The sequence below is a fragment of the Alteromonas sp. 5E99-2 genome, from assembly GCF_017368475.1.
Taxonomy (GTDB): domain Bacteria; phylum Pseudomonadota; class Gammaproteobacteria; order Enterobacterales; family Alteromonadaceae; genus Alteromonas_F.
Genome location: NZ_JAFNJE010000006.1, coordinates 24,388 through 38,145, shown reverse-complemented (window position 1 = coordinate 38,145; position 13,758 = coordinate 24,388). Strand labels below are relative to the sequence as shown.

Annotated in this window: 10 protein-coding genes; 7 read left to right on the top strand and 3 right to left on the bottom strand. The window is 40.0% G+C overall.

The features are described from left to right. Positions 1-33 precede the first annotated feature (33 nt). Together J3L16_RS07955 and nlpI are read left to right on the top strand one after the other, a co-directional pair. Positions 34-321 carry a DUF1244 domain-containing protein gene (locus J3L16_RS07955; RefSeq protein ID WP_207612405.1) on the top strand — a complete coding sequence of 96 codons (288 nt, stop codon included), beginning with the start codon at positions 34-36 and terminating at the stop codon, positions 319-321. Between the two features lie 63 nt (positions 322-384). Further along, entirely contained in the window at positions 385-1,278 is an 894-nt protein-coding gene (nlpI, locus tag J3L16_RS07950; protein ID WP_207612403.1) for a lipoprotein NlpI, read from the top strand. 1,321 nt (positions 1,279-2,599) lie between these two features. Here the strand turns inward: nlpI and cysZ are convergent. Continuing rightward, complete coding sequence (gene cysZ / locus J3L16_RS07945) at positions 2,600-3,343, bottom strand: sulfate transporter CysZ (protein ID WP_207612580.1); 744 nt, start codon at positions 3,341-3,343, stop codon at positions 2,600-2,602. Positions 3,344-3,472: 129 nt separating this feature from the next. On the opposite strand from cysZ, the gene smc reads away from it, so the two are divergent. The 4 genes from smc to J3L16_RS07925 all read left to right on the top strand — a co-directional run bounded on the left by smc (position 3,473) and on the right by J3L16_RS07925 (position 10,912). Beyond that, the gene (gene smc, locus J3L16_RS07940; protein ID WP_207612401.1) at positions 3,473-6,943 is read left to right on the top strand and encodes a chromosome segregation protein SMC; all 3,471 of its coding nucleotides are present in this window, start codon (positions 3,473-3,475) and stop codon (positions 6,941-6,943) included. Positions 6,944-6,965: 22 nt separating this feature from the next. Next, positions 6,966-8,132: a cell division protein ZipA gene (gene zipA, locus J3L16_RS07935; protein WP_207612394.1), complete on the top strand. Its 1,167-nt coding sequence runs from the start codon at positions 6,966-6,968 to the stop codon at positions 8,130-8,132. A gap of 139 nt (positions 8,133-8,271) precedes the next feature. Continuing rightward, positions 8,272-10,212: a BRCT domain-containing protein gene (locus J3L16_RS07930; RefSeq protein WP_207612392.1), complete on the top strand. Its 1,941-nt coding sequence runs from the start codon at positions 8,272-8,274 to the stop codon at positions 10,210-10,212. A gap of 127 nt (positions 10,213-10,339) precedes the next feature. Beyond that, positions 10,340-10,912, top strand: a complete 573-nt coding sequence (locus J3L16_RS07925) for a DUF2796 domain-containing protein (protein ID WP_207612390.1) — start codon at positions 10,340-10,342, stop codon at positions 10,910-10,912. Between the two features lie 5 nt (positions 10,913-10,917). On the opposite strand, the gene J3L16_RS07920 is transcribed toward J3L16_RS07925, so the two are convergent. Both J3L16_RS07920 and J3L16_RS07915 read right to left on the bottom strand, forming a co-directional pair. Then, positions 10,918-11,436 carry a DUF2062 domain-containing protein gene (locus J3L16_RS07920; RefSeq protein ID WP_207612388.1) on the bottom strand — a complete coding sequence of 173 codons (519 nt, stop codon included), beginning with the start codon at positions 11,434-11,436 and terminating at the stop codon, positions 10,918-10,920. Further along, positions 11,429-11,596: a hypothetical protein gene (locus J3L16_RS07915; protein WP_207612386.1), complete on the bottom strand. Its 168-nt coding sequence runs from the start codon at positions 11,594-11,596 to the stop codon at positions 11,429-11,431. Before J3L16_RS07915 ends, J3L16_RS07920 begins: the two co-directional genes overlap by 8 nt. On the opposite strand from J3L16_RS07915, the gene J3L16_RS07910 reads away from it, so the two are divergent. Then, complete coding sequence (locus J3L16_RS07910) at positions 11,586-13,754, top strand: DNA internalization-related competence protein ComEC/Rec2 (protein WP_242698756.1); 2,169 nt, start codon at positions 11,586-11,588, stop codon at positions 13,752-13,754. The genes J3L16_RS07915 and J3L16_RS07910 overlap by 11 nt on opposite strands. Positions 13,755-13,758: the final 4 nt, after the last annotated feature.

Sequence of the window (13,758 nt, the reverse complement as noted above, 5' to 3'; positions counted from 1 at the left end):
TGAAATTAAGTTTGAATTAAACAGGGTATTGTGATGTCAGATAAACAAACAAATATTGAAGCTGCAGTCTTTAGAAAGTTAATAGCTCATTTAGATGAGCACAAAGAGGCACAAAATATAGATTTAATGATTTTGGCTGATTTTTGTCGTAACTGTTTAGCGAAGTGGTATGTTGCTGCCGCAGAAGAAGAAAATGTAGAAATAGACTATGATGGAGCCCGGGAAATTGTGTATAAAATGCCATACGATGAATGGAAAGAAAAGTACCAATTACCTGCTACAGAAGAGCAAAAGGCTGCATTCAGTGCTCGAAATAAGTAATGCAATGGGATAGACTGATTTTCGTTATCAGTATGTTATTAAAATAAAATTAGTTTGGTGATCATGGGAAATAAAACCTTCGCAGTTATTTTTGTATTCTTGTTTATAGCGGTTTCAACTGGATGTGCAACGAGTACGTCTCAACAAACAGAAGGTTTGACGCAAGGCTTACTATTGGCAGAGCCGCTACCTGTGGATCAGAGAATACAGTTTGCCATTGCAAGGTATAATCAAATTTTACTGCAACCTAGTTTAGCCGATGATGAACGAGCGGAATTGTTTTATAAGCGCGGTATTGTTTACGACAGAGCGGGCCTACCTAATTTGGCGGAATTTGATTTTTCTCAAGCCGTTAATTTAAAGGCAGATATGGCCGAAGCGTACAATTCATTAGGGGTTCACTTAATACAAAAGCGCGAGTTTGACCGAGCCTATGAAGCATTTGATTCAACTCTAGATATAGAACCGAGCTATGATTATGCGCTACTTAATAGAGGTATTGCTTTATATTATGCTGGTCGACCTGAACTGGGTGCTGCAGATTTAGATGATTTTTATCGAAAAGACACATCTGATCCGTTTAGAGTGTTGTGGGCATACCACGGCAGTGCAGAAGTTGATGCGTTAGCGGCGAAATTAGAATTACTAAAACGTAAACAAGCGTTAAGCAGCGACCATTGGGCTGTGTCCATTATTGATTTGCATTTAGACCTAGGTTCAGAGATAGATGTATTTAACCATCTGGTGCAAGGTGTAACGTCTTCTTCAGAGTTAACTCAGCGTTTATGCGAAGCCTATTTCTATTTAGGTAAATACCATGCTTTTTTAGGTAACCATGGTGTTGCGTTAAACTACTTCAAATTGTCATTAAGTACTAATGTTTATGAATATGTCGAACATAGGTATGCTCGCTTAGAAATGGCTAAAATTAGAGAGTCTATTGTCGCTAACCCATGAAGCTTATAATAAAGCTGTCATTGGTTGTCGCTTTATGCTGCTTGGTATCAAGCAGCCAACCTAACTACAAGTCATTAATTCAGTTTCAAATTGAGCAATCAGTTAGGAGTTTGCCTCTTGAGTATTATTGGCAAGGGGTTCAATTAGACGTTCCTAATGCAGATGACAAATTACGGACCCTAGCACTAGATTCGAACACGCCTTACTGGTTAGACAAACTGATGTCCATGGATGGTGGTGAAACTGCGTGGCAGCGTTACTTGAATGGTGCCAGTGAGCAGTCTGAAAATCGATGGTTGAAAATCGCTGCTAAGCAAGGGCTTGCTATTGCTCAATTCAGATATGCCTTGACCTTAAATACACCTTCAGAAAAAGAAAAATGGCTTCTTCAATCAGCAAATCAAGGAACGCTAGTTGCACAAATTGCACTAGCTGATTGGTATTTACTTAATCAACAAACTGCGCAGGCTAAGCCATGGCTAGAAATCACTGCGAAAAGTGACGTTACAAGCCAAGTTTCTCTTGCAAAGCTGTTGTGGAATGAAGGCGAAAGAGAGCGCAGTAAACAGCTATTTAGTGACGCTTCCAAACAAGGTAACAAAATAGCACAAAAGCACCTTTTTGTTATCGATGAGTACGGGCCATCCTCACAATTCCCCACTATCGAATTTAACGAAGCATGCTTACAAACCATTTTGGTTGTTGGTGACAGTCTAGATGCCATGGTTAAAGGAAAAACCATTGTTGATAGTTTTTATCAGGATAAGAGACTGACTGATTTGGGCATTTGTCTGTCTAAACCAGTTTGGTTGGAAGAGCAGCTAGTTTGTTCAGATAACTATGAAAATAGCCATAGGCTGGGTTGCAACTTAACTAATATTTCACAGTGGGTGACAAAAACACAGGCCTCTCACCTTGTTGTTATAGGAAAAAAAGGCAAAGCCAATGTCCAAAATGGAGTTATGTATCTCGATGCTTTAGACAGTTACAGTGTTTTTGTACATGAGCTAGCTCATTTCTCAGGGTTTGTTGATGAATACGCACTCAGTGAAAATGCAGCCGCTGCTTATTGCGGTAACATTAACGCGACGAATCTATTGTTTATTCACGACAATGAATTCATCTTAGATATTCATCCTCTTGATCAAATGAAGTTATGGCAAGAGTCGCCGTATTTTTCTGGGTTATATACGGCTTCAACCTGCAATAACTCTTCTGTTCAAGCCCTTAAGCCAAGTTCAGACATCACCTTTATGGAATATCACGACAGTAACCATATTCCAGAATTATATTTAACACTGTGGCGAGACGTTATTAAAAGTCAGCGTGGAATGCGCCCAGTGTTGCGGTATTTGTCTACGAACAAAGCTGTAGCGCCGCAAACGGCAACAGGCATAACCACCAAGTTCACAATTGGAATGAAGGATGTCACGCTGACGCACATGCCAAATGATACGTTTGTTACTCTGTCTTCTTTTAGCAGCTGACGCATAGGCTTAAAATCAATTTTATGGTTATCAAAGGGGTAATCACAATACTGTACTGCCATCATCCAAGCTCCAAATAAAAACCATATTACTTGTCCAAATACCGGAATGATGAACAATGCGAGTAAACATATGAGAACTCGTGGTACGTAATAGACAATTTTTCGCCACTCCCGTGCTAACAACCTTGGTGTGTCTTTTATTAAATCTAACCACCCGTCATCATTAATACTTTGTCCGGTTAGGTGCCGCTCCACTTTCTCAGACAAAAAGCCGTTAAAGGGGGCTGCAATAATATTGGCAATGGTGCTAAATAAAAATGCAAAGGTGAATAAGGCGGTGATTACCGCTAAAGGCCATATGATATAAGCCAAGGCATCTTTCAGCCATGACAAATAGTCTGGAATGAAGCTGAGGATCCACTCGATGCTTTCCCCTAAATGGCTAAATAACCAAGAAAATGCAGTACCAAATAAAATTAAATTAATGACAAGGGGAATTAAAACAAAACGTTTTAAGCCTTTTGTTCTGATTAAAGAAAAGCCAAGAAAAAAATAATGAAAACCACTGTGATTCATTGTGTTACCCAATACATATTGCCATTTATCGCACAATTCTACACAGATGTTTTGTTTGAACCAAATTGATAATTGTTACTAGTGATTAACTTTGTTACATTCAGCCCATAATAATAAAGATTGGCGTCTATGCGTTTAAAGCGAATCAAGCTTGCCGGTTTCAAATCGTTTGTTGAGCCTACTATCATTCCTTTCCCCAATAGCATGACTGCTGTCGTGGGGCCGAACGGGTGCGGAAAATCTAATGTCATTGACGCAGTGCGCTGGGTATTAGGAGAAAGTAGCGCGAAAAATCTGCGCGGCGATGCTATGACCGATGTTATCTTCAACGGGTCTACAAATAGAAAGCCGTTAGGTCAGTGCAGCGTAGAACTCATTTTTGAAAATGCGGGGGAACGGTTAACCGGAGAGTATGCAAAATACACTGAGTTATCGGTAAAACGCCTCGTCACACGAGATGGTCAGTCCAATTACTTTCTAAATTCCACTAAATGCCGCCGCAGAGATGTCACCGACTTATTTTTAGGAACAGGATTAGGCCCAAGAAGTTACGCCATCATCGAGCAGGGCATGATTTCTAGGTTAATTGAATCTAAACCTCAAGAGCTTAGAGTCTTTATAGAAGAAGCGGCTGGGGTGTCTAAATATAAAGAACGGCGAAAAGAAACGGAAACTCGTATTCGCCATACATTAGAAAACTTAGAGCGTTTATCTGATGTGCGATCTGAGTTGGGCCTACAACTTAATAAGTTAGAGCAACAAGCTCAAACGGCTAAACAGTACACAGAACTAAAAGCCACAGAGCGGACATTAAAAAGCGAATTAGCGCTAATTCGCTACATGGCGTTAGAACAAAAAATGGCTGAAATACGCTCTTCCTGCGCAAAAGTGGATACCGAATACGAATCACTAAAAGCGCAATTACACCACGAAGAAGCTCAACTAGAAAAATTGATTACATTACAAACAACACGAAAAATGGAATTAGATGTTGTTCAAGAAAAGCTGTTTTCATTAGCAACCCAGGTGAACCGTGTAGAAGAAGCGGCTTTATTCAAAACAGAGAGAGTAGATCAGCTTAATACTAGCCTTAAACAACTCGATGAAAAACAATCTCATAGTCGTTCTTTATTCCAGCAAGCGAGTGAAAAGCTCAGTGCGGTTGATAAGCTTATTAATAACGCAGAGCCTGAACTAGCTCGTATTGAAGATGAGCATGAAGTCGCTTTATCAAAAAGAGATGCTGCTGAGTTTAGTTTCCAAGAATTTATGCAAGTCCGCCGGCTGGCTGACGCCAGTTATCATGACAAAAAAAGAGAAGCGCAGGAAAGACATAGCCAAATACAATCGACTACGTCTATGCAAACGCGCACACAACAGCGGATAAGAGAACTTAATGAGGAGCTGTCATTCATTCAAGGGGCTGAACTAGAAGAGCAAAATGATAGCCTTCAAAAAGAGCTTAATGATCTTAAATCGAAGCACCTAGAGTTAACTGAAACCCAATTACGTGCAAAACAAACCGAAGAGGCACTGAGGGTTAAAAGAAAAGAGCAAGAATCTCTTCGCAACACTATGTCTGACAAAATTAGAACGTTGAATGCAACCTTGTCAGGATTAGCCTCAATTGACAAAGATAGCGACAGAGAGCTGTTAGATTCAAACCTAACGCCGCTTTGGCAGCACTTAAAAGTAGAAAGTGGATATGAGTCACTTGTGGAATTAGTGCTATCTCACTATAGCTCGCCGTTACTAATGAACTGTGATGAAAATGAAATAGTAAATAAAACCTTACCCAAAGGGCGATTAGCTGTATTTAATCATAGCTTAGTGACGAACAAACCCACAGGAACCTTATCAACCAAAATAACCAGTAAGTCTGTTCCTTTTTGGTTCACTCAAATATATTTGGCTGACTCATTCGAAGATGCTTGCGATAAGCTTGATGAAATAGTTCAAAATGATTTAGCACAAAGCCATAGTGTTCTTACCTTAGATTGTGTTTGGTTGTCTCCTTATTGGAAGGTAGTGGGAGCACATGATAGCGCCACAGGGGCAATGGAACGCCAAGTTGAAATGTCGAAGTTAAAAGCGCAAATTGAACGTTTAAGCATTGAATTAAAAGCGCAAGAAAAGTCTGTTGAAAAGCTCATTGAACAAGAGCACGTTGCAATTGACGTTACTAGTCAAATCAGCGAAGAGCTTGAATCTATAGCGCTTAAAGTAACAGAAATAACTCAAAATCAGCATATCCTGACATTGCAGTTAAAGCAGAGAAATGAACGCCGCAATAAAATTGCTGACGATATTGAACAGCAAAATGAGTTGCTTGACCAAGAAATGTCGCAATTAACGTCACTCTCTGAGCAAGTCGAAAGCCTAGATAAGGAAATATTGGCATTAGAAATAAAACAGCAAGATGCTGAGACTAAAAGCGCAGTGCTACAAAAAAATATCGCGGACACGCGAACACAGTACGATGTGGTGATGCATAAAAAACACCAGTTAAACTTATCTCAGCAAACCAATTTGTCTCAGAGAGAAGCGCAACTAAACGAACAAATGCGTTTGCGGGAACAGTTAAAAGAGTACCAAGAGCAAATTGCCAATACGGTAAAAGACATGAATTTATTAAATGATTCTGAGTCTGACAATGGTGAAAAGTTACAAGGCTGGCTGCAAGAGAAAGGTGTGAAGGAAGAACAGAAAATACAGCTTCAACAGGCCATTTCACAACTCGATGGTGATATTTTAAAAGCTAAGGAAGGCATTCAAAATATACAAAATGCAATTGAAAAGAAAAGAAAAAATAGAGAGAAATTGCTTTTAGAGTTAGAGGGAGTAAAAGCAAGGACAACGACTATTTTAGAACAATTGAAATCCGAAAATAAGTCGGTAGAAGAAATACGTGAGACGATGCCCAAAGATGCGCATGAAAATATGTGGGTAGAAAATTTAGAAAGTGTCTCAGTAGCCATTGCCCAAATAGGCGCAGTTAACCTTGCTGCGATTGATGAATTTAAAACACAAGCTGAACGGAAAGCGCACCTTGATGAGCAAGATGAAGATCTCAATAATGCTCTGGATACCTTAAAAAGTGCGATACGTAAAATAGACAAAGAAACACGTAATCGTTTTGGTGAAACCTTTGAACAAGTTAATACTGATTTAAAATCACTGTTTCCCAAGGTGTTTGGGGGTGGTAGCGCGTACCTAGCGTTAACCGACGACGATTTATTGGAAACTGGGGTAACCATAATGGCAAGACCCCCAGGAAAGAAAAATAGTACAATTCACCTTTTAAGTGGTGGAGAAAAAGCACTGACCGCTTTATCATTAGTTTTCGCTATTTTCCGACTGAACCCTGCGCCGTTTTGTTTACTTGATGAAGTTGATGCACCGTTAGACGATGCAAATGTGGGAAGGTTTTGTAACCTAGTCTCCGAAATGTCACAATCGGTACAGTTCATTTATATAACGCATAATAAAATTGCGATGGAAATGGCGAATACATTAACTGGCGTTACTATGGCAGAACCTGGTGTCTCACGAATGGTTGCTGTAGACGTTGACGAAGCCGTATCAATGGCGCAAACCTAATTCACTAAATAATGGATAAAGAATGGAACTACGTTTAGCATTTTTTATAATTGGCACAATATCCATATTAGGGGTATTGATTCATGGTATTTGGAAAATGCGCCGCCAAGAAGAAATACCTGAACGAGATGACAATCAGCGAATAGAACCACTGAATACTGAAGAGTCTTCACTTAACGACGGTTTTGATGAGCTTGGTGTAGGTAATGTTCGTGTAATTTCTAGTGCAAATACTGAAGCTTATCCCGATGAAACGGAAAGCGAGAACGACTCTATTGAAATAGAAGACGAAATCAAGACGAGTGTTGACGACGAGGCCGAAACTCAGAGTTTAATGGGCGATGTACCTTCTATTTCGGATATAGATACTGTTGAGGATACAGAACCGGCATTTATAGAAAAAGAGCTAGAACCACCCATGTATGCAAGTGTGGTAACTCAACCTAAGCCACATATGACGAGTGTAGCAACTACTAAAGCTGAAGCCGATGATATTCCGGAGCCCCCTGAATTTTTGTTGAAAGAAGAAAAAAGTGAACCGGATTTCGGACTTTCAGCGACACCTGCAGCTCCGTCAACTGATGTTGATTCAAAAACTACAGCTAAAAAAGTCGTTAAACATAGAGCTGCGCCCAAAAGACGACAAGAGCCAAGCCTGGGTAAAGATCAAATGAACATTGATTTTGACGACTCATCACCTCAGTTAGGTGAAAGTGATAACGTAACGACCTCTAAACAACCAGAGGAAGTTCAAAGTGAAGTATTGGCCATTAATGTTCGCGCAGCAGAAGGCGAATCACTCAGTGGTGCGGCGTTGTTACCTTTATTATTAACTTTAGGGTTTAAATTTGGTGAACATGATATTTTCCACCGTCATGTAAACGCGAATGGCAAAGGGCCTGTTTTGTTTAGTTTAGCCAATATGGTTAAACCAGGTGTATTTGATATTGATAATTTAGAAACTTTTAGTACTCAGGGTATTTCTTTGTTTATGGTATTGCCCATAGAGGGAGACCCTCATCAAGTCTTTAATATGATGCATAATGCGGCGCGTAAAGTAGCAGATGAATTTAATGGGCAACTACTTGACGGTCGACGCTCAATCTTAACGAAACAGGGCATTCAACAATACGTTGAAAAAATAAGAGAATTTGAGCGTCAGCGTATTATTTCTAAAAGTACAATTTAGCCTCGTTTGTTAACCGTATAAAACCAACATGTACGTACGTGTTGGTTTTATTTCTGTTCGTACTATTCATATTCACAATTAAATCAATCGCTAGGGTGCGCTATAAAATGTGCACCTTATTGAACAAAGGTAAATCGTAGTGACTGACTCTTTATTAAATCAACAACAAGCAGCCGTTACTGAAAAGCTCGAACTCGACGTTAGCTTAGAAAAAATTGAAGTTTTGTTAGAGGCGGAAACCCACGACTCGGCAAATGACTTACTTGTCGTTTTACAAGTTGCTAATGCCTTGTACCGCGCGGGTATTCCGATTTTCGATGATCAAAAATACGATAATCTTAGTGCGAAACTTACTCAAATAGATCCTGAAAACCCGTTTTTAACCTCGGTTGAACCCGAAGTTCTTATTGATAGCAAAACCATCACATTACCTCAAAAAATGCTTTCTACCGATAAAGCCTATTCGTTTGAAGAAATTAAAAAATGGACAGAAAGGTTAGTTAAAGCAGGCCTCGAACTGGGTATAGACGCTTCTCAAATTGCGTTAAAGATCACGCCAAAACTAGATGGGTATGCAGCCTATGATGATGGAGAGATTTTATATACCAGAGGCGACGGTAATAAAGGGCAAGATATTACACGGGCATTTGAGAGAGGTTTACAAGTGGCTAAAGGCCTAGGGAAAGGATTAGGGCCCGGTGAAATTGTTATTAAGAAAAGCTACTTTGATGACGTTTTAAGTAGCAAATTCGAAAACTCAAGGAATATTCAGGCCGCCATTATTGCTGAAAAGAAAATAGACGAAGATATTCAAAAGGCCATCGATGATGGCGCCTGTGTTTTTTATCCTTTTTCCGGATTAGACAAGTGGACGGGCAGCATAGATGAATTGCTCTCGGATTTTGAGAACATTCTGGAGAAAATGTGGGATGTGGTCGATTACGACATAGACGGATTGATTATTGAAACCACCCACGAAGAAATTAAAGCCCATATGGGGGCCACAAGGAAATTTCACCGTTGGCAAATCGCCTTTAAAGTGAATCATGAGTCTGCTGAAGTCGAAGTGGTAAAAGTCACACCACAAACATCAAGAACAGGACGAATATCACCAGTGGCAGAGCTTGTGCCTACTAAGCTAAGTGGAGCAACATTGAGCCGTGCCACTGTGCATCACTACAATATGGTGAAAACCAATGGAGTAGGGCCTGGGGCGATTATAAAACTGGTTAGAAGTGGACTGGTTATACCTAAAATAGAGGCTGTGATTAAACCTGCAACAGCTGAGCTTCCAGAGCATTGTCCGAGTTGTAATGCGCATCTCATTTGGGAATCCGACCATTTAATGTGTCCGAACAAATCCGATTGCCCTGCGCAAAGTGAAAATACGCTGATCCACTTTTTTAAGACCCTTGGCAATGTAGATGGCTTTGGACCTAAGGTCATTGAAAAGCTAACTCAGTTAGGGGTTAAACACATCCACCATATTTACGCCCTACAAGACAGTAAGTTCGTGGGTTATGGCTTTGGTGAAAAGACAGCACAAAACCTAGCTGACCAGTTACGAGCAAGCCGCGAAATAGAAATAGAAGATTGGCGGTTTTTAGCTGCTTTTGGCGTTAGCCGGTTGGCTGGCGGAAACTGTGAAAAGCTATTACAACACCATACAATAACAGAGTTGTTTGGCCTTAGTGTTGAAGAAATGGTGAAAATTGACGGTTTCGCTCAGCTTAGTGCAGAGGCTATAGTGGAAGGCTTGGATAACATTAAAGAAGAGTTTTTTAAGGTCTATGACCTTGGTTTTAATTTAACTGCGACGCCTAAGGTTAGTGACATGGATAGTGCCAATTCAGCCATTGCAGGTAAGCTAATAGTTTTTACTGGGTCTATGACTCAAGGCTCTCGAAGTGATATGGAAAAAGAGGCGAAATCTCTTGGCGCTAAAGTGGGTAAGTCGGTATCGGGTAAAACCGATTATCTAGTGACGGGTGATAAAGTGGGTGAAAATAAAATTAACGCAGCAAGAGACAAAGGTGTAACCGTTATTTCCGAAAATGAATATTTTGCCTTGTTGTCATAGAAGAAGTAACCCAAAATCAGGTTAAATAGCGTTAACTCGTTATTTTTTCAGAATGAGTTACATCCGACTACTGATTTTCTTGTGCTATATTATTACATTGTGACTTTGTAATAGTATTTTAAAGCCTATGAAAGTAAGTAGAAAACTCGGTGTGTCGAGTTGCCTGTTTCTTTTTTGTATTCTTCTCAGTACGAAACTGCATGGAAAAGGCACGCTAACTATTACCCAAAGTGATACATCTTGGTATATGCAGCTAAATATGCCTGTATTAGATTTGTTTAATATGGACACAATACCAAGATCGCAAAAACTAAAGGCGCATATAAAGTCGAGCCTGCTATTACTTAATAATTCTTCTGCGGTTGTCTCAATACCTGAGCAATGTAATATGACTAAGCTAAATGTACTTATTCCTAAAGAGTATCAATTTAGTAGTGAGTATGGCGCTAAACAACACCTAAGGGATATCTACGCTCTTAATGATATAGCGTATGTTAATGAAAACACAGATGTAGAAATTACATTAATGTTTAGTTGTGCTGATGAAATAAATCAGCTTGATTTAACGTTATTTGATACATTCTTGGGGTTTTACACTGTTGATGTAGATTGGAAAGTTAATTTGGGTAACGGGAAAGCAGAGCTTTCTGCGTCTAGCACGACTGTTTATTTTTCTAACAAGAAAATGTTAAAAAGTTGAATGGTTTACTTCTTTCTTATTTCACGTCTGTGTTGCCACGATTTTTTGACTGCATAACGCCATACTGCATTTAACCCATAGTATCCCATCAAACCAAAAGTCACTGAGCAAATAGCACAGCCCACAAGTAAAGCTGGGCCAACTGAGCTTGCGCTATCGAGTAACCATGACCAACTTAATTCAAAGGCAAATTCGCTTGGTTTGGTCCCAAGTACAGTAGCGCCTAATTTGTAGGCTCCGTAGAATATGGGGGGCATAGTAAAAGGGTTTGTGATCCAAACGGTTGCAACCGACAAAGGCAAATTTGCTTTTGAAGAAATGGCTGCAGAAGCGGATAAACACATTTGAAATGGTACTGGCCAAAAAGCAAAGAAAAGTCCAATTCCAAACGCACCAGAAGCTGAACGGCGGTTCAAATGCCACAAATTTGGCTCATGGAGTAATGAGCCAAAAATTTTTAAGGCTTTGTTGTTCACAATCGATTTGTGATCGGGCAATAAACGTCGAATAAACTTTTTAGGCATGTTCACTCATACAAACAAGATTAAGTGTGGTTTCAATGGGAAATGCATTATGGATGATAGCATTTGGGTTCACTTTAGCATCACTAAGCGCACAGTTTTGGCCTTTTTTACCTACTGCGTTCCATTGCTTACTGCTATTAATCACAATATTGCTACTCATTGTACTATTCCCTAAAAACAATTACAGCCGGAGTTTCCTAGGTATTTTACTTGGCGTACTTTGGATGGCGAGTGTAGGGCATAGCTACTACTCATGGCAACTACCAAAAGAAAAAATTAAGAAAAACGTAATAATTGAAGCCAGTATTGTAGACGATAAATACGCAGAAGATATTCACAAATTCATTCTCGACGTGAGCGTGTTTGACGAAAAGCCGGTGAGTTTTTATGCAAAGGTCAACGGTTATTACCTTTATCAACGATTTGAAAAAGGGCAAAAAGTGAGACTTTGCGTACGTTTAAGCCCCGCTCACGGATTACAAAACCCCTTTGCGTTTGATTACTGGCGTTGGCTTGTGAGTAAAAACATTCAAGCGACGGGATACATTGTTAAATGCGACGACAACGAACTTTTAATTCCTACCACAAACCTTAGTTATCGTATTCGTCATAGGTTAGCTCAAGGAACACCGCAGGGAGAAAAGTGGCTTAACGCAATATTATTGGCAGATAGAAGTAAATTAAATGAGGCGGATTGGGCCTTGTTGCAAAAAACAGGTGTGGCTCATTTATTTACTTTATCTGGGCTACATATGGCTGTGGTGTATATGCTGTGTCTTTGGCTTTCAAAGTGGCTTTTTTTTACCTTTAGAAGGTTGGTTCGGTGGGAGAGTGGTGTTCTTCTTGCCAATGCGCCTCAGTTATTGGCACTGCTTTTCGCTTGGGGTTTTGTAAGTTTGTGTGGCTTTCCATTAACACTGGTGAGAGCTGCAATTGCACTGAGTTTATATGTTGTTATTGTTCTGAGAAATCATTCGATGCAAGCAAACCAAGGAGCCTTACTTGTATTAGCTGGGTGCCTGTTCGTTTTCCCCTTATCGTCTTTGGGGATTAGCCTATATTTAAGCTTTTTTGCCGTATTCATACTGCTATTACTTATTTGGCGTTTTCAGGGCCCTGCGCATACGTTTTGGCAAAAGTGTCTGAACCTAGTTCGGCTTCAGTTTTTTCTTAGTGGGTTTATGATGTTGGCGACGGGGAGTGTTTTTCAATCACTGCATTGGGCTAGTTTTTTAATTAACCTATTCGCAATCCCTTTTGTTTCGTTTGTCGTTGTTCCCCTTGGGTGTATTACGTTATTGATGCTGATGTCATTCCCTTCACTGGGAAACACGTTAGCGGATATGCTGGGTGCTATGCTGCATCAATTTATGATGCTTTTAGATTCAGTGCCAACGTTATCAAATTCAATCGTGACGTTTAGCGGGGTATGGTTAGCACTATTGTTTCTGCTGGTTGTATTAATGATACCGGGCATTCGATATCGCATTCACGGTCTGCTATTTGTGTGTTTAAGCATTGGACTTAGTCTTTTTTCTTTATCATCGTCAGATAAATGGCAAGTTAAAGTGTTTGATGTGGGGCAAGGTAGTTCAATGCTTATTCAATCAGGTAAACAAGCCATGTTAGTGGATACTGGGCCTTCTTACCGAAATAGAAACAGCGCGGCGGAAACCATTATTTCGCCTTTTTTAACTGCTCATAAACTTACAAAAAATACCCTTGGTGTATTAACCCATCTAGACAATGACCATGCTGGCGGGAGAGGTTTTTTATCGGACAATCGCATTGTCCAGCGCTGGCTTTCTCCTTACGAGGGGTGTGTGAAAGGGGCACATTGGAAAGTAGGGAAACTGGATGTGAAGGTACTTTGGCCAAGTGAAAACGATGTAAAAAACAACACTCTTTCAGAAAATAACTTGTCTTGTGTCATGCATATAACTGATGGAAACATTAGTGTGTTAATTCCTGGTGATATTGAAAAAGCAGCGGAAAACCAATTGCTCAGCAGTGATGTGGATTTACACGCAGATATCCTTATTGCGCCTCACCACGGCAGTAAAACATCATCTACTGCCCCTTGGGTTAACGCTGTATCGCCCCAATATGTTGTCTTTACAAACGGTTACCTAAATCGCTGGGGGTTTCCTCATCAAGAGGTTGTTCGTCGGTATAGAAACATCGATAGCGTTATTTACACCACAGCAGAAGATGGTTTTATTCAGTTTTCTATGTCTGATACAACCGATGATAATAAAAAGATTGATGTAGAAACTTGGTTTGATGATATGAATCAGCGCTGGTATAAGTCGCGATAATGGC

Coding starts and splice junctions, on each gene's coding strand:
- J3L16_RS07925 (WP_207612390.1), top strand. CDS start 10,340: ATGAAAGTAAGTAGAAAACTCGGTGTGTCGAGTTGCCTGTTTCTTTTT.
- nlpI (WP_207612403.1), top strand. CDS start 385: ATGGGAAATAAAACCTTCGCAGTTATTTTTGTATTCTTGTTTATAGCG.
- cysZ (WP_207612580.1), bottom strand. CDS start 3,343: ATGAATCACAGTGGTTTTCATTATTTTTTTCTTGGCTTTTCTTTAATC.
- J3L16_RS07915 (WP_207612386.1), bottom strand. CDS start 11,596: ATGAGTAGCAATATTGTGATTAATAGCAGTAAGCAATGGAACGCAGTA.
- J3L16_RS07955 (WP_207612405.1), top strand. CDS start 34: ATGTCAGATAAACAAACAAATATTGAAGCTGCAGTCTTTAGAAAGTTA.
- zipA (WP_207612394.1), top strand. CDS start 6,966: ATGGAACTACGTTTAGCATTTTTTATAATTGGCACAATATCCATATTA.
- smc (WP_207612401.1), top strand. CDS start 3,473: ATGCGTTTAAAGCGAATCAAGCTTGCCGGTTTCAAATCGTTTGTTGAG.
- J3L16_RS07920 (WP_207612388.1), bottom strand. CDS start 11,436: ATGCCTAAAAAGTTTATTCGACGTTTATTGCCCGATCACAAATCGATT.